The organism is Lachnoanaerobaculum gingivalis (assembly GCF_003862475.1).
GTDB lineage: Bacteria > Bacillota > Clostridia > Lachnospirales > Lachnospiraceae > Lachnoanaerobaculum > Lachnoanaerobaculum gingivalis.
On sequence record NZ_RRCO01000001.1, the window covers coordinates 612,760 to 628,212 of the forward strand.

Consider the following 15,453-nt stretch of genomic DNA (forward strand, 5'->3'; position numbering starts at 1 on the left):
TTCCCCTCACTAATCTGCTATATAATCAACTACCGTGTAGCTTACAGATCCATCTTCAGAATTATTTATATCTACGACTAAAGTAACATCATCATTAACCTTGATACTTCCGTAGATAGAGAATGCAAATTGCATATCGCTGTTTGCAATTTTGTATGTTTCTCCGTCTATAGTCACAGATGTAGGTGTAAGTGTAGATGTTGACTCATAGTATATACTCTCAACAGTACCATGTACCGCCTTCTTACCGTTTGTAGCATCCGTATTCTCATCATATGCCCAGATAGTCTTTGCAGCTGCCGAATAGTATATTACAAGACCTACATCTGATGATACCATCAGACTCTTGAATCTGTCCGCACCTACGCTGCTTCCGTCAACAAAGAGATTCGCATCCTTATAGTCAAAAGGAACCGCCTGTATCAATTGATTTACAGACTTTACCACCTTAGGTCCCTTAAGCGAATTGTCGGCAAGCTTTAAAGGATTTACCTCCTTATCGCTGTTTAACTCACCGCCGAATACGGTTGCAATATATGCTCCGCCGTCTTTCATATTTGTTTTTAACATATTATAAAAGAGATTTATACAATCTCTTACCTTAAGATTTGAAGTAGGTGTAAGTGATGTAAGGTTCTCATTTAACTCAAGGAAACCGTACTTTGCCATTCTCTTATTGTTTGCATCACCTGCAAAATCACTTGCCTGATATCCGAGTAAAGCAAGTACTCCTCTTACAGCATCATTCAATGTTACATTATCATTAGGCTTGAAGTTTCCGCCTAGATATCCTGTCATATATCCCTGCTCCACAGCCATCTTTATAGCGGAAGCGTTCTCATTATCTTTCGGAACATCATTAAATACCGACACATTGCTTGTCTTTGTAAGTACGGAACGATATGATGAAGCCTGTACAAGCATCTTTGCAAACTCACCTCTTGTGACAAATCTGTCTATATTTCCGCTTACAAAGGTTATACCCGTAAGACCTATTACTTTTTTTCTTAAATCAAAATTTGAACTTTGTGCAAAAGTAGTACCTGCACCAATACTCTGTGTAGCCAATACAGAAGCCAATCCCAATGCTCCCATTTTCATTAATTTACTTCTCATATAACCTCCGTTATCTGCATATTAACGTGCTTAGTATTATATCGCAATCACTCCCATATTCAATAATAATCACGAAATCTTTATATATTTTTTTGCTAATCTTTATCAAGCCCATTGTATCAGCTTAATAATACACATAATACGCTATTTGTTTTTCAAAGTCAATTAACGCTATATGAATTATCTTTGTATATTATTTACGGTTTATTTAATAATGTTGAGAATGATTAGACATCTTATCAGTATTTCTTAAAATTATAAAAAATGCCCAAGGCAAAAACCTTGAGCATTAATAAGACCTATTTACTTTTCAACCAATAAACTCTTTCCTGTCATTGCAGCCGGTTTTTGTAATCCCATAAGCTCAATCAGTGTAGGAACTATATCACAAAGTCTTCCGCCCTCTGCCAGAGTGTACTTAGGATCTGCATTTACCAGAATGAAAGGTACAGGATTTGTAGTATGAGCTGTATGTGGTTCACCTGTCTCTTCATCAACCAAAGTCTCACAGTTTCCGTGGTCCGCACAGATAAACATAACTCCGTTAACTTCCTTGATAGCCTCTACAGCCTTTCCTATACACTCATCAACTGTCTCTACAGCCTTTATAGCCGCATTTTCCACAGCTGTATGACCTACCATGTCAGGGTTTGCAAAGTTGATTATAATAACATCATACTTACCGCTCTTTATAGCGTCTACAAGCTTATCACATACCTCATATGCGCTCATCTGCGGCTTCAAATCATATGTAGCAACATCCTTTGGCGAGTTTACAAGAATTCTGTCTTCACCCTCATTAGGCTCTTCCTTGCCTCCGTTAAAGAAGAATGTGACATGAGCATATTTCTCAGTCTCGGCAATTCTTACCTGCTTCATACCGTGCTCCGCTATGAACTCTCCGAATGTATCCTTTATCTCTTCCTTCTCAAAAGCAACAAGCTTGTTACCTATGCTCTCATCATAATCTGTAAAGCATACAAATGTGGTATCAAGTCTCTTTCCTCTGTTAAAGCCGTCAAAATCGTCTACACAGAATACTCTTGTCATTTCTCTTGCTCTGTCAGGTCTGAAGTTAAAGAAGATAACCGAATCTTTATCCTTAATAGTCTTTGCACCGTCATTATCTACAGAGAAAGGTACCACAAACTCATCATTCTTACCTTCATCATATGACTCCTGTATTCCCTCTGTAGCACTCTTTTTTAAGTTTCCACCCTTAGTCATAATAGAATAAGCGGCTTCAACTCTGTCCCATCTGTTATCTCTATCCATTGCGTAGAAACGTCCCATTACGGAAGCTACCTTTCCTACACCGATTTTAGCCATCTCTTTTTCAAGCTCGGCTACAAATTCCTTTCCTGATGTAGGAGGTGTATCTCTACCGTCAAGGAAGGCATGAACATAAACTTCTTTTAATCCGTTTCTCTTTGCAAGCTCCAACAATCCGTAAATATGTGTATTATGGCTGTGAACACCACCGCTTGAAACAAGTCCCATTAAATGAAGTGCGCTGTTATTCTTCTTTGCATTGTCAACTGCGGCAAGAAGCGCCTTGTTCTCAAAGAAATCCCCATCCTCTATAGCCTTTGATATTCTTGTAAGCTCCTGATATATAATTCTTCCTGCACCCATATTCATATGGCCTACCTCAGAGTTGCCCATCTGACCGTCAGGAAGACCTACAAAAAGTCCGCTTGCCTGTCCTTCTACAAAAGGATACTCCTTCATAAGACTGCACAGATTGGGTGTATTTGCCTCAAACACCGCATTGTGATCATGTCCTTTTCTAAGTCCTAAACCGTCCATTATACATAATACTACAGGTCTTTTTTCCATATATACCTCGTTTTCTATCAAACAGTCTATAGCTGTTTGAATAAATGTTATTAGTCAGCAGCCCGGCACCATACCGAAACTGCGTATTATTTTCAAATTCGATTTGATTTTACATTAATTCCAAAACATAATCAAGACAAAAAAATAACAAAGCTTACTAAAAATAAAATCCGTGTCCTAATTCGGGTAACAAACTTTACCGTTACCTAAACTATAACACAGATTTTAATTAATGTCCCGTTTTACCTATCAGATAAAATATAAAAAATGCAACTATATCAATGCATACAATAGTTGCGCCCACAGGTGAACCGCCAAGTATTGAAATGAAAAGTCCTAAAGCGGTACAAACCACTGAAAATATCGCCGAAGATACGGTCACTGAGAGGAAACTCTTAAACACACACATGGATGCCAATGCAGGGAATACCACAAGTGCCGAAATAAGGAGTGACCCGACTAAATTCATAGCCAATACTACAATTATTGCAATGATTATAGCTATCAAGAGATTATATTTTTGTGTGTCTATACCTGTAGCACTTGCAAAATTCTCATCAAATGTTACTGCAAAAATTTTATTATAAAACAGTACAAATGCAGATATTACAAATATTGACAGTATAACACAAAGAATCACTTTTTCCTTTGTTAAAGTAAGTATTGAAGTGGATCCGAACAGGGTGGTACATACATCTCCGGCAAGATTTGATCCGCTTGAAAACACATTCATAACAAGATATCCGAAAGCCATCGCCCCGACAGACATCATCGTTATCGACGCATCTCCCTTTATCTTTCCGTTACTTCCGCCCTTTAAAAGCAGAATTGCGGCAATTATGGTCACAGGTAATACAAGCACCATATTGTCTGTAAGATTAAATACCGTAGATACCGCAACTGCACCGAATGCCACATGTGAAAGTCCGTCTCCAATAAATGAAAATCGTTTCAATACCAGAATAACACCAAGCAGTGAGGAGCACAGTGCTATAAGTATGCCTACTACTATTGCATACCTTACAAAAGGATAGCTTAAATATATATGTATGTCTTTCATGCCATCCCCCTGCTCTTTTTATATTCCGGAGTTGTACCGAAAAATATATGTTCTCCAATATATAAAACCTTGGTAGCATATTCAAGTGCCACTTTTATATCATGAGATATCATAATAATGGTCATATTGCTTTTATTCAGCTCATTGATAATATCATACATATTCCTACTCGCCTCAGGATCAAGACCTGTAACAGGCTCATCAAGTATCATAAGTCTTTGTCCCGCCATCAACGCTCTGGCTAAAAGCACCCTTTGTTGCTGACCGCCGGAGAGTTCACTGAAGCTTCTTGTCATAAGATCCAGAAGTCCCAGTTTTTCTATCTTCTCCTTTGCGGTCTGCTTTTCTTCTTTTTTATAAAATGGTCTGATTCCCACCTTAGACTGACATCCTGACAGCACAATTTCAAAAACCGATGCCGGAAAGTCTTTTAATAATTGTTGCTGCTGTGATAAATATCCTATCTCCGTAGGCAACAAATTTTCATTATATATAACCTCTCCTGAGATTGGTTTTATAAGTTTTAAAAGCGTCTTTATAAGTGTAGACTTTCCCACACCGTTTTCCCCAATTACACATAGATAATCTCCGTCCGAAACTTCAAAATCAAGATTATCCACTATGGCTTTTCCATCATATCCAAGTGACAATTTTTCACATTTTATCATAAAACTCCAGTCTATAATACCTCTTTAAGCACTTCCAAATTCTTCTTCATTATATCCAGATAGCTTGCATTATCACTGCTCTTTGTAGACTGCATAGAGTCAAGCACCAAAACCTTGGCATTTTTATCCTTGGTATTATCAACTATTGTTTTTGCCAAATCCCCTTTTGAACCGTCAATTATAAAAATATCCGACATATTAAGTTCATCCATCTTATTTGCCAAAAACTTTACAGTCTCAAAAGATGCTTCACTTCCCGCATCACAGCCCTTAAATGCTGCATAATACTTTATTCCGTATTCATTTACCAGATATCTGAACGGGAATCTGTCTCCGACTATTATAGTTTTGTTTTGAATGCTTGAAAGTGTATCCTTATACTCTTTATCAAGTTCATCAAGCTTAGCTAAATAGTCATTTGCGTTTTTCTCATATTCAGCCTTATTGTCAGGGTCAATTTCAGCCAACTTTGCTTCTATAGCACTTACTATAGTTTCAGCATTCTTAATTGAGAGCCATACATGCTCATCTATCTCTTCCTCTCCGTCTTCATGCTCACCTTCTTCATGTGCATGCTCGCCCTCTTCATTTGCATGTTCTTCGCCTTCATGGTCATGCTCTTCTTCATCCTGCATACCCTCTACAAGTTCCTCTGCTAATGCAGCTTCACCGATACTGTCTACCATATTGATATACTTCAAATTAGGATTCTCTTTTATAATATCCTCGGCCCAACCGTCAGAATCTCCGCCTACATAAACAAACAGATCACTGTCTGTGATTTTTGCAATATCTGCCGCAGATGCCTGATAGCTGTGTAAATCCACACCCTTATCTATAAGGAAGGAAATCTCTACATTCTTATTATCACCTACTATCTGTTTTACCCAGTCATAGGCAGGGAAAATGGTAGTAACAATGTTCAGCTTCTTAGTTTCCTCACTTTTACTTTCAGCTACACTGCTGCTCTCCGTAACACTGCTGCCGCTCTCAGCCTCACTGCTGCCGGTACTTTCCTTTTTTGCACAGCCCAAAACCATCATAATAGCCACAAGGATACTTAGTCCTATTCCAATATACTTCTTCATAGTCTCCCTCTATTCTCTACATTCATTACAAGTTCCATAAAAAACTGTTCTGGCATGATCTATAGAAAAGCCGTGTTCTTCTCTCAAGTGTTCGCCGATTAAAGATAATTCAGTACACTCCAAATGTATAAGCTTTCCGCATTTTTCGCATTTACAATGAAAACATACCGGATGAACGTCTTCACCCTCTACATATTCAAAGCAGGCACTGTCTCCTGTTTCCAACATATATTTATGTACTGTCCCATCGCTTACCATTCTGTCCAAATGTCTGTAAACAGTAGCTTTCCCGATATTCTTTCCCTGCTGTTTGAAAAAGAGAATAATATCATTCACGGTGACATGCTTATTCTCATTGTTTTTCAGGAAATCCTCTATTTCAAGCAATTGTCTTGTTTTGTACTGAGCTTTCTTCAAACCACACCTCCAATTTGATTACTGAGATTTAAACTCAATTTGAAACTCGATATCATATTACAACTTTTTATTTCATTTTTCAAGCAAATTTGATAACGAGTTTTAATTTTTTTATCAAAAAAACACATCAACAATCTAAAAATAAATCAGATGTTGATGTGTTCATTTATACTATAAAATTTTTAGAAATCTACTTCCGTATCATAGTAGCAACATTTTAAGAGCTTCTCCATCTCTTCAACACTTGGCTGTCTTGGGTTTGAACCTGTACATGCATCTCCAACGGCATTTACAGCTATATCATGAAGTCTTTCCAAGAAAACTTTCTCAGGTACAAATCCGTTCTCTGTAGGATATGAATCCGCACCGTAGTTCTTGATACAATGTGGAATATTTAAAGCATCATTTAAACCTCTAAGGTACTTGATAAGCTCTTTTATCTTCTCATCTTCGCTACTGCCCGGCAATCCAAGCACATCAGCTATCTTAGCATATCTCTTTGCAGCTTCCTTATCCTTAGCATTGAAAGCGATAACCTTTGGAAGGTACATAGCATTTGCCGCACCGTGAATAATGTGAGCACCCAAATCTCCAAATACGGCACCTGTCTTATGCGCCATAGAATGTACTATTCCAAGTAAAGCATTTGAGAATGCCATACCTGCAAGACATTGTGCATTGTGCATTGCATCTCTGGCCGTCTTATCTTCATTGTATGACTTTACAAGATACTTGTCGATCATTTCTATAGAGTGAAGTGCAAGCGGATCTGTAAAATCACAGTTGGCTGTTGATACATATGCCTCTATAGCATGTGTCATAGCATCCATACCTGTATGTGCAACTAGCTTCTTTGGCATTGTCTGTGCAAGTGCAGGATCTACAATTGCAACATCAGGTGTTATCTCAAAGTCGGCTATAGGATATTTGATACCCTTTTCATAGTCTGTTATAATTGAAAAAGCTGTTACTTCCGTAGCTGTTCCCGATGTGGAAGAAATAGCACAGAATTTTGCTTTTTTTCTAAGTGTAGGAATACCGAATACCTTACACATATCCTCAAAAGTACAATCAGGATACTCATACTTGATCCACATAGCCTTTGCCGCATCGATAGGTGAACCTCCACCGATAGCAACTATCCAGTCCGGTCCGAACTCAAGCATCTCCTTAGCACCACGCATTACGGTGTCTACAGAAGGATCAGACTCAATTCCCTCAAAAAGTCTTACTTCCATACCTGCTTCTTCCAAATAAGCAATGGTCTTGTCTAAGAATCCGAATCTTTTCATTGATCCACCGCCTACACAGACAAAAGCCTTCTTTCCTGTGAAACTCTTTAAAGCCTCAAGTGAATCTTTTCCATGATAAATGTCTCTTGGTAATGTAAATCTCATATACAGCCTCCATTTTTTGAGCATCAGTTCTTAACTATTAAGAACCTAAGTGTTACTAAAATTACATGCTTATATATTATAACTTAATATTACCATTGTCAATATTATAACGATATTTTTTTAACAATTTGTTCATTCTCTTCTGATAAAGCTGAAATTATTTACATCTATTGAGAAAACAAGCTTCACCAGCCATAAGAAAAATAAAAGTACTCCTATAGGTATAAGGCATGATGTTACAATAAGTACAGCAATAGCCTCTATAAATGAACTGAGAGTATTCTCAAACTTCTTTAAAAGATCATTCACATTCCCTGTAATATTATTTACTATCTTCTCAATGGCGTTACTGTTTTTGTTCTCCTCCTCGGCACTCTTTGTTACCGTATCCGTATTTTCCTTGGCATTATTAAGAGTCGTCTCTATCGAGGCGGCATAATTACTCTCAATCATTCGCGCAATATTTACACTCACGGGGATGGTAAATGATATAACCAGGCTGAATAAAAACAGCTTTGTGGCGATTTTTGCAAATATCTTCTCGTTTGAAGCGATAAAAACGATGAAAAGCACACATGCCACAGGAATAACATACTTAAATGCCACAAAGCCTGTTACGGTGAGCAAGAACTTCTCAAGGTAGATTGCGCAAAGCACAATCAGAAAATACTTGCTCATATCCGCAAGTTCCTGTGCAATAGGTGTTCCTACATCTCCCGGCAAGAGTGTAATAGCCGATGAAGATGCCACAGCTGCAGCCGCAAGCTCCATGACTTTACTTCTGCTCTTGTCAAGAGCATTTATCGTATCCGCATGAAAATCCACATTCCCCAGCTTATCGGCTATCAGAAAGAATGATACCACTCCTACCGCAATACAAAAGATTGCGGCAATTACCTTTATTATCAATACCTTTTTAATTGATGACATTTTTCTCCTCCAAATACTTCAAAAATCCATCTATACCTCTGTTTATATCCTCAAAGGCAACATCAAATCTGTCGGTGTACCATGGGTCCGATACCGAATCATCGCTTCCTGCAAAGCTTAAAAGTTTGAATATCTTATCTCCGTCACCGAACAAATTTTTCATATTTCTTATATTGGCATCGTCCATACCTATAAGATAGTCATATTCTTCATAGTCGGACTTTACCATCTGCCTTGCCTTCTTACCTGCACAGGATATTCCATGTTTCTGAAGTTCGTCTTTTGCAGACGGAAACATAGGATTTCCCACGCCGTTCCATATCTCTTCCGAGCTTGTTGCGGCTGAGGCTATCTCAAACATATCCTCCAACCCAAGCTTTTTCACTTTGTCTTTCATTATAAACTCTGCCATAGGCGAACGGCAGATATTGCCGTGGCAAACCATGAGAACACGAATTGGTGTCATAATATCCCTCCTGTTGCCAAGAAATGCCCTATTTTGCTGGGTTTCTTGGGTATTTCATGAAATGCTCTGAAAATGCGGATTGTGGCAAATCAGAGCAAGATTTAGCATGTTATTACTACCGCTTAGTATTAGAATTGGTAGTGAAACTGGATTGATTACTACTAAGAATTTTCATCCACTTTATCAACCACAATTACCTGATCAAGCAATTGGTCTTTCAATTCAATTTTGTTAACTTTTGAAAAAGAATAATCATATATAGATGCAATAATAATCTGGTTATCTTTAAAATCCCTCTTTAAAATATTCATTATTAAATTAATATTTTCTTGATCAACTTCTTTTCCACTTGGAGAATCAAGAATTATTGGCAATTTAACATTTAAGTGTTTCTCCAGTTCTAAGATATATGCCATTTTAAATGCAAATACTGTTTTGTGAAGAACTGCACCTGTCAACTCCTTTAAATTGGATGTGAATAAATATTTTTTCGTAATACTTTCTGAATCACCAATCCCTAACTCAGTAGCATACTTAACTATGGTATTATACAAAGAAAGTACCACATCATTATCACTTCTAGATATTTTAGCAATCTGTGCTCTTAGCTGCTTTAGTTCTTTTTCCAATTTATCTATTTCTTTTTTTATTGCTACCTGATTCATTGGTATAGCAACAATTTTCTTATCAAACGCTTCTACCAATGAATCAGATTTGAAAAAAGTGAGTTGTCCATTTTCTTTCTCTTGCTCCTTTACAATTTTATCAATTTTAGAAACAATTTCAGCCAATTCAGATGATAATATTTTTTTCTTTGCCACCAGTAATTCAATAGAATCATTTAGTCCAACAATATTATCCTTCGTCACAGTAATGCATTGACCATCTTCTGTTTTTACCAATAATTTCATTTCGGCAACAAACTCTTGAAATTTTTTATTGCCTGTAACACTCTGATTAATTCTACGAATTTCACGTTCTACGGCAGATTGCCTCATTCTCAATTGCTCAAGCTCAACATTATTTTTTTCTTGATAAGTTTCTTCTGTCAAACTGTTTCCACTCACACTATCCCTATACTGTGCGATGCTAAACATCTGCCTATATTTAGATAAATCCGAACTTATTTGTTTTTCTTTTACTATTAGCTCTGAACAATCTTTACCCGAAATTCCTCTTACCAGTTCATCAATATTAAAATGTATACTACCTATAACCACGCCTCGATTTAATAGCGTCCAGCCTTTTTCTTGATCGAAATAGAATGCCCCAAGTACATTATTAAGAATATCGATGTTGTCTGTTCCAAACAATCTTGAATGTAACAAACATATCTGTTCAGGTAGTATATATATTTCCTCTTCACCATCACAAATCATAGAAATTGTATAACTATTTTCTCTAGTCAGATACACAACATTTCCCGTCTCAAGAATAAGTTCTATCTTGGTAAAACATTTTTCAAATTTTATCTTTTTTGTGCTTGGCACAGAATACCCCAATGCATATAGTATCAATCTAACTAATGTTGTCTTCCCACGGCTATTTCTCTTACTAAATATCAAATTAACCCCATCCTCTAAGATTATATCTCTTTCAAACAGCCCATCTCTTATATATAGAGATTTAATTAGCACATATTCACCTCCTTCTTAATTCTATCAATCGTGAATCTTCTTTTTATGACATTAAATATTATAATTTTAATAATAGCTTCCCGAATTTCCTCATCAATACCATCAAAATCAAAATCAGCTATATAATCTGTCCACTTTAATTCTATAAATTGATTTAGTTTCTCATTTCCCCTTTTTGGACTTTCAAATCCACTATAATCACTGAGAATTTTTATAAAGAATTCGCATTGTTCACAATGAGAATTAATTATATCCGCATACCGATTTATAACTTCTTCATACACTCCTGAGTCAAACTGTTCTAAAAAAGAATCTTCACATTGCTCTATTTCTGTTATTTTAACAAGTATCGGCCAAATAATATCCTTCTTACTCAATTTTATGGACACATCTTTTTTTCCGCCATTATCAAAGACTTGCCAATGCCATGTTTCCAATAATTTTTGTCCTATTCCTGAGATATTTGTATTCAAACTTCCTGCAAAAGCGTTAATACTTTCCATAATCACTTTATATCGTTCAGCTTCATCATCCGTTTCAAATGGCAGAACCTGTATTTTAAATTTATCTGTATCAAGCTTTTTATCCATCTTTGATAAGTAGTCATCGACTATTTTTTTTGCAGAAGGTGGAAGTGTATCATATTTTCTGTGCGCATGTCCATAAAATGCACTTATCGACTTATCATCATTAAAGGGATTAGGCGAATTTGTAATCATAATTAGTTCTCTGGCATTCACCTTTTCTTCCCCCTCCGCTAATGATATAAGTGACTTTTGTATATTTTTACGTACATTTGCAAAGTCAGAACTCGCTTTTTCCACGGCCTTTGCCTGAGCCAATACCATTTCTCCAGAAGAGAGTTCTAATTCTATATCTTCACAATTCCCTTCCAAGCACAAAGTTTCTACTTCTTTTATATTTTCTAAAAAAAGAACTATTGCCGAATTAACTTGAAAATCAAATCCAAATACTACAGCATCTGCTCTTCGACTCCTTGCCATCTTACTCCTCCCTTCAATCTACTAGCTTTTATTATATCGCCAAACAATCTTTTTTTCCACAAAAATAACGCCCCAGTCCTTGCGACCAGAACGTCATTATATTCTATTATTAAATTGCCTTAAATATCCTCTGTGACACAGGCTTTTCCCTCTGCTTCTCAAGCTCAGCCTGCGTTTCTGAACTCTTCCATTCGTTTCAATTCTTCCTCTGCATCATCAAATCCGATATGCGTGTACGCATTCATCGTAACACTAATATCTGAATGCCCCATAAGATATTGCAGTATCTTTGGATTCATACCTGCTTTAGCTTGGTTGCTACAATAGGTGTGTCTACATACGCGTGGCGTAATATTCGGCATCTGCACTCTCTCCATTCTTGTCACAGTTTCTGCAACTATAAACATAAGTCACATGCTCTATAACCTTAATCTCAGCAGGGACTGCCACCAGTTCTTTTCTTATCTCTTTCTTCATAACTGTAAGTGGCCTGTGGCAGTTATCACATACCTGTTCACTTTCATCTAATTTATATTCAACTACCTCAACAGGAATGTCATTAAACTTACTTCCCTTTTTAGCTTTTCTTCTTTCATGCTCAGGTATAATACTTTCCTGTGGTGGCTCACTTTGAATTGGCTCTCTAAATGTCTCAGCCTCATTGAAGACATCAAAAAGAGAAAGTTGTCCATCAATAGCTTTTTCGCCTGATTTGCCAAATTTCTCTTTTGCTTTTAATTTCAGTTGCTCCATATACCAATTATTTAATTTATTTAACTTAGCAATCCGTTCACTCTTTCCTTTTTTATCTTTTCTAAAGCCTCAATCTCTTTGTCTTTATCCTGTAAGATAGCCTTAAGTCCGGCAATTTCTGCTTGCAATTCATCTATAGTTTTCATTTTACCGAACTTCCAAATCTCAAATATTTATGTAAAGATTATACTATAAAAACTATGATGAATCCACTAAAATCAACACTTTTTGAAGACTTCACTACGCTTGATTTTTTGTTTTGTTCCCAGTGCCATGATTATATTTTTCAAATCGTCTATTAATAAATCCATAGTGATTTCTGTATCACTTTGTGACGGCCAAACCACATGTCCTTTTTCAATTCTTTTAAAATGAATCCAAAATCCATTATCTTCCCATACAAGAAGCTTTACTCTATCCCTCGCATTGTTACAAAAAGCAAATATTACCTTATCTCTTGGATCAAGGTTGAAATTGCTATAAACAATTTCAGCTAATACGTTTATATTTTCCCTCATATCAGTAGCACCACAAGAAAGAATTACACGATAGTTGTCATAGTTAAACATTTATTTCATTCACCACCTTGATTACCTTTGCAAGTAGTTTAAGATCAGTATATCTATCCACTACGATGTTGACAGCACCTATCTCCATCTTTAGAGTCTTGCCGGCTTGTGTTGTCTTGATTTCAATAAATTTAACATCCTTAGAGTGCTTTGATTTCTTATCATGTTTACTCACCCATCTTGTGACTGTTGAAATAGGTAATCCATTCTTCCTAGCCCAGCTTGCGATACTTAATCCACTATTTTTAAACGCCTCAATAAATTGCTCTTTTTCTTCTTTAGAATATTTAGCCATAGGCACCTCCACATATTTAGTATAAGATTATTTTATAGTGGAAGTTTATTTATGGGGAGGCGTACTTGAATTGACGCTTACATTTCAATACAAAAAATATACACATCGACAGACCGCAACAAATATAAAAATCGTTGTAATCCGCTATACATAAGGGTTTACAACGATTTTTGTTTATATAAGTGTCAAAGATGGGATTATACCATAGATTGCGGACTCTTCGAAGTCCATTTTCTGTTTTTAAGCATTAAAAAGGGAGCATATCAGATGATTACTCATCTATTTTGCAACAGCCCCTTAATTTTTAATCGTACTAGCTATTAAGCGTTTACGATTTTTCGCCTAACCCATTTTAATCACTTTACAAAACACTGGATAGTTTCCTCTCAGAAAACCATCCAGTATTTATACTGTCACAGCAAAATTCGTATCTATGTAAATCAATATCACTCAATAATATTATAATAAAACTATTTTTTACTATTATTAAGTGCTCTTCGAATTTTAGGAATATGATTTTTCAAATCACGATATATTAATTCATCTTCACCAAAAGCATCTTCTGCATGCATAATATAAGTAAAAAAGTTACCCACCTTAGCGGTTGCTCCATGCACAGAATATTTTTTGTATAAGTTAGCCTTTCCTTCTAAATGAGGATTTTTTGATATTGATTTTGCTTTTCTGTACATTCTATAATAATATTTACCAATCGTTTTAGATCTAACCATAATGTTTTTACCATCAAATGTAAATCCCAGAAAATTTATTACCTTTTTACTATTATCTGCATCAGACAGCAATTTATCCCCTACATTTTCAATTATTTGTTCTTGAATTTCAAATATCTGTGTCTTATTAGGTTCTAACTGTAGTCTTGGCGTTTTCCTCAAAATATTTATTACTTGTTCCATTACAAATATTGTATTATCTTTTTTAGGAATGACCACGATAAAATCATCGCTATATCTCCTATATATCCCACCTAATGACGTAACGTATTCGTTAACATACTTATCTGCATCGATCATATATATATTAGCCAATACCGCACTAATTGGAGAACCTTGTGGAATTTGATAAGACTTTGTATTTTTTGAAATATGTTTTCTGTTTTTTCTATATTCTGTTTTATCTAAAGCAATCCTTCTCTTATTGAATTCTTTTAAATTTAAGCTTGTAATCTTAAGCAGATCTTCCAATTCCCAAGTGCTATATTTTGTAACATTTTTAAATACAGCATAATGATCCTCTGGTAAAGTGTCAAATCTCATTACCGTACACCATTGTCTCTTTAAATATTCATGATCTAAATTATCAAAAAAACCTGTAAAATCTCCTATCATTACATATGCATCACCAAGTTCTCGTATGTAATCAAAAGCTTCTCTTGCGATATGAATATTACTTTTTTGCAAATTTGTCCGATATGCAACAGAAACCGAATCTATACCTTCTTTATCTAAATATAGGTTATAGCTCTCATTTAAAATTGCACTATAAAACTGATAAATACACCTATCAATGTGCGCAGCATAACAGATCTCCCTTTCCTTTGATTTTTTCCCCTTCTGTTTATTATATTTATTTATTTTCATCACATAATGAATAAACGGATAGAATCCATGATGAGCAACTTTATCTGGATTCGTAACATATCCGGCCGCTTTGGATATATCCATCCTCAAATCAAAATGTGCATATCCTTTTTTACTCTTTTCAATAACCTTTGGATCAGAAATCCAGTCTTTGGCATTCATATTTTCTCCTAAATTTGCAATACCCATCAGCATGGAGGATAGCGTTCCTTAGCTGATGGGTATACACTTAATCTTAGTAATCTTTATGATTGACTAATGTCAATATTTGATTGCTAGCTATCCTGTTGATGCAATACTTAATTATGTTATAATCAAGCAGGAGGACAACATTATGTTCTTAACTATCTTATTATTAGTCCTGACCGAATTGGTCATCTGTACTAACAGACAGGCTCCGACCTTCTCTTATGAGTTGGTTACAGAACTGTTGACAACAATCTCCATCCCTTACAACTACTTGTAAGGCATTAACATAATACCACATTTTTTTGTTTTTTTCAATTTGTAAAAAACACCAGATAATCTCCCTTTCAGGAAACCATCCGGCATATATATCATCATATCATGACTCTTCTCCATCTACGTAACTCTACGTCATTGTGGTGTCAAATTA

16 protein-coding genes and 1 pseudogene are annotated in these 15,453 nt (G+C 35.7%); all 17 read right to left on the minus strand.

The window, feature by feature from the left end:
* Positions 1–9 precede the first annotated feature (9 nt).
* On the minus strand, positions 10–1,116 hold the full coding sequence (locus EHV10_RS02790) for an S-layer homology domain-containing protein (RefSeq protein ID WP_128673311.1): 1,107 nt from the start codon (positions 1,114–1,116) through the stop codon (positions 10–12).
* 303 nt (positions 1,117–1,419) lie between these two features.
* A complete protein-coding gene (gene gpmI, locus EHV10_RS02795) occupies positions 1,420–2,955 on the minus strand; it encodes a 2,3-bisphosphoglycerate-independent phosphoglycerate mutase (RefSeq protein WP_128673312.1) in 1,536 nt (511 codons plus the stop codon).
* A 229-nt stretch (positions 2,956–3,184) separates the two neighbouring features.
* A complete protein-coding gene (locus tag EHV10_RS02800; protein WP_128673313.1) occupies positions 3,185–4,015 on the minus strand; it encodes a metal ABC transporter permease in 831 nt (276 codons plus the stop codon).
* A complete protein-coding gene (locus tag EHV10_RS02805; protein ID WP_128673314.1) occupies positions 4,012–4,683 on the minus strand; it encodes a metal ABC transporter ATP-binding protein in 672 nt (223 codons plus the stop codon). The genes EHV10_RS02800 and EHV10_RS02805 overlap by 4 nt, the downstream gene beginning before the upstream one ends.
* 11 nt (positions 4,684–4,694) lie before the next feature.
* Positions 4,695–5,771 carry a metal ABC transporter substrate-binding protein gene (locus EHV10_RS02810; protein ID WP_128673315.1) on the minus strand — a complete coding sequence of 359 codons (1,077 nt, stop codon included), beginning with the start codon at positions 5,769–5,771 and terminating at the stop codon, positions 4,695–4,697.
* A 9-nt stretch (positions 5,772–5,780) separates the two neighbouring features.
* Positions 5,781–6,188, minus strand: a complete 408-nt coding sequence (locus tag EHV10_RS02815; protein WP_007595857.1) for a Fur family transcriptional regulator — start codon at positions 6,186–6,188, stop codon at positions 5,781–5,783.
* A 182-nt stretch (positions 6,189–6,370) separates the two neighbouring features.
* Positions 6,371–7,585 carry an iron-containing alcohol dehydrogenase gene (locus tag EHV10_RS02820; RefSeq protein WP_128673316.1) on the minus strand — a complete coding sequence of 405 codons (1,215 nt, stop codon included), beginning with the start codon at positions 7,583–7,585 and terminating at the stop codon, positions 6,371–6,373.
* Positions 7,586–7,717: 132 nt separating this feature from the next.
* Complete coding sequence (locus EHV10_RS02825) at positions 7,718–8,515, minus strand: beta-carotene 15,15'-monooxygenase (protein WP_128673317.1); 798 nt, start codon at positions 8,513–8,515, stop codon at positions 7,718–7,720.
* On the minus strand, positions 8,502–8,981 hold the full coding sequence (locus EHV10_RS02830; RefSeq protein WP_128673318.1) for a low molecular weight protein-tyrosine-phosphatase: 480 nt from the start codon (positions 8,979–8,981) through the stop codon (positions 8,502–8,504). Before EHV10_RS02830 ends, EHV10_RS02825 begins: the two co-directional genes overlap by 14 nt.
* 161 nt (positions 8,982–9,142) lie before the next feature.
* Positions 9,143–10,618, minus strand: coding sequence for a hypothetical protein (locus EHV10_RS02835; RefSeq protein ID WP_128673319.1), 1,476 nt, complete (start codon positions 10,616–10,618; stop codon positions 9,143–9,145).
* Positions 10,612–11,622, minus strand: a complete 1,011-nt coding sequence (locus tag EHV10_RS02840; RefSeq protein ID WP_128673320.1) for a hypothetical protein — start codon at positions 11,620–11,622, stop codon at positions 10,612–10,614. Before EHV10_RS02840 ends, EHV10_RS02835 begins: the two co-directional genes overlap by 7 nt.
* Before the next feature lie 109 nt (positions 11,623–11,731).
* Positions 11,732–11,993 (minus strand): annotated as a pseudogene (locus tag EHV10_RS02845) (tyrosine-type recombinase/integrase); the annotation flags it as partial.
* On the minus strand, positions 11,956–12,375 hold the full coding sequence (locus EHV10_RS02850; RefSeq protein WP_128673321.1) for an IS66 family transposase zinc-finger binding domain-containing protein: 420 nt from the start codon (positions 12,373–12,375) through the stop codon (positions 11,956–11,958). The pseudogene EHV10_RS02845 and the gene EHV10_RS02850, both read right to left, overlap by 38 nt.
* Before the next feature lie 20 nt (positions 12,376–12,395).
* Positions 12,396–12,521 carry a hypothetical protein gene (locus EHV10_RS15100; protein WP_279221788.1) on the minus strand — a complete coding sequence of 42 codons (126 nt, stop codon included), beginning with the start codon at positions 12,519–12,521 and terminating at the stop codon, positions 12,396–12,398.
* A gap of 72 nt (positions 12,522–12,593) precedes the next feature.
* A complete protein-coding gene (gene tnpB / locus EHV10_RS02855; RefSeq protein WP_128673322.1) occupies positions 12,594–12,944 on the minus strand; it encodes an IS66 family insertion sequence element accessory protein TnpB in 351 nt (116 codons plus the stop codon).
* Complete coding sequence (gene tnpA / locus EHV10_RS02860; RefSeq protein WP_128673323.1) at positions 12,937–13,239, minus strand: IS66 family insertion sequence element accessory protein TnpA; 303 nt, start codon at positions 13,237–13,239, stop codon at positions 12,937–12,939. Before tnpA ends, tnpB begins: the two co-directional genes overlap by 8 nt.
* Positions 13,240–13,709: 470 nt before the next feature.
* The gene (gene drt2 / locus EHV10_RS02865) at positions 13,710–14,999 is read right to left on the minus strand and encodes an antiviral reverse transcriptase Drt2 (protein WP_128673324.1); all 1,290 of its coding nucleotides are present in this window, start codon (positions 14,997–14,999) and stop codon (positions 13,710–13,712) included.
* Positions 15,000–15,453: the final 454 nt, after the last annotated feature.

Coding starts and splice junctions, on each gene's coding strand:
- EHV10_RS02790 (WP_128673311.1), bottom strand. CDS start 1,116: ATGAGAAGTAAATTAATGAAAATGGGAGCATTGGGATTGGCTTCTGTA.
- drt2 (WP_128673324.1), bottom strand. CDS start 14,999: ATGAATGCCAAAGACTGGATTTCTGATCCAAAGGTTATTGAAAAGAGT.
- EHV10_RS02820 (WP_128673316.1), bottom strand. CDS start 7,585: ATGAGATTTACATTACCAAGAGACATTTATCATGGAAAAGATTCACTT.
- EHV10_RS02850 (WP_128673321.1), bottom strand. CDS start 12,375: ATGGAGCAACTGAAATTAAAAGCAAAAGAGAAATTTGGCAAATCAGGC.
- EHV10_RS02825 (WP_128673317.1), bottom strand. CDS start 8,515: ATGTCATCAATTAAAAAGGTATTGATAATAAAGGTAATTGCCGCAATC.
- EHV10_RS02800 (WP_128673313.1), bottom strand. CDS start 4,015: ATGAAAGACATACATATATATTTAAGCTATCCTTTTGTAAGGTATGCA.
- gpmI (WP_128673312.1), bottom strand. CDS start 2,955: ATGGAAAAAAGACCTGTAGTATTATGTATAATGGACGGTTTAGGACTT.
- EHV10_RS02805 (WP_128673314.1), bottom strand. CDS start 4,683: ATGATAAAATGTGAAAAATTGTCACTTGGATATGATGGAAAAGCCATA.
- EHV10_RS02840 (WP_128673320.1), bottom strand. CDS start 11,622: ATGGCAAGGAGTCGAAGAGCAGATGCTGTAGTATTTGGATTTGATTTT.
- EHV10_RS02810 (WP_128673315.1), bottom strand. CDS start 5,771: ATGAAGAAGTATATTGGAATAGGACTAAGTATCCTTGTGGCTATTATG.
- EHV10_RS02830 (WP_128673318.1), bottom strand. CDS start 8,981: ATGACACCAATTCGTGTTCTCATGGTTTGCCACGGCAATATCTGCCGT.
- tnpA (WP_128673323.1), bottom strand. CDS start 13,239: ATGGCTAAATATTCTAAAGAAGAAAAAGAGCAATTTATTGAGGCGTTT.
- tnpB (WP_128673322.1), bottom strand. CDS start 12,944: ATGTTTAACTATGACAACTATCGTGTAATTCTTTCTTGTGGTGCTACT.
- EHV10_RS15100 (WP_279221788.1), bottom strand. CDS start 12,521: ATGAAAACTATAGATGAATTGCAAGCAGAAATTGCCGGACTTAAGGCT.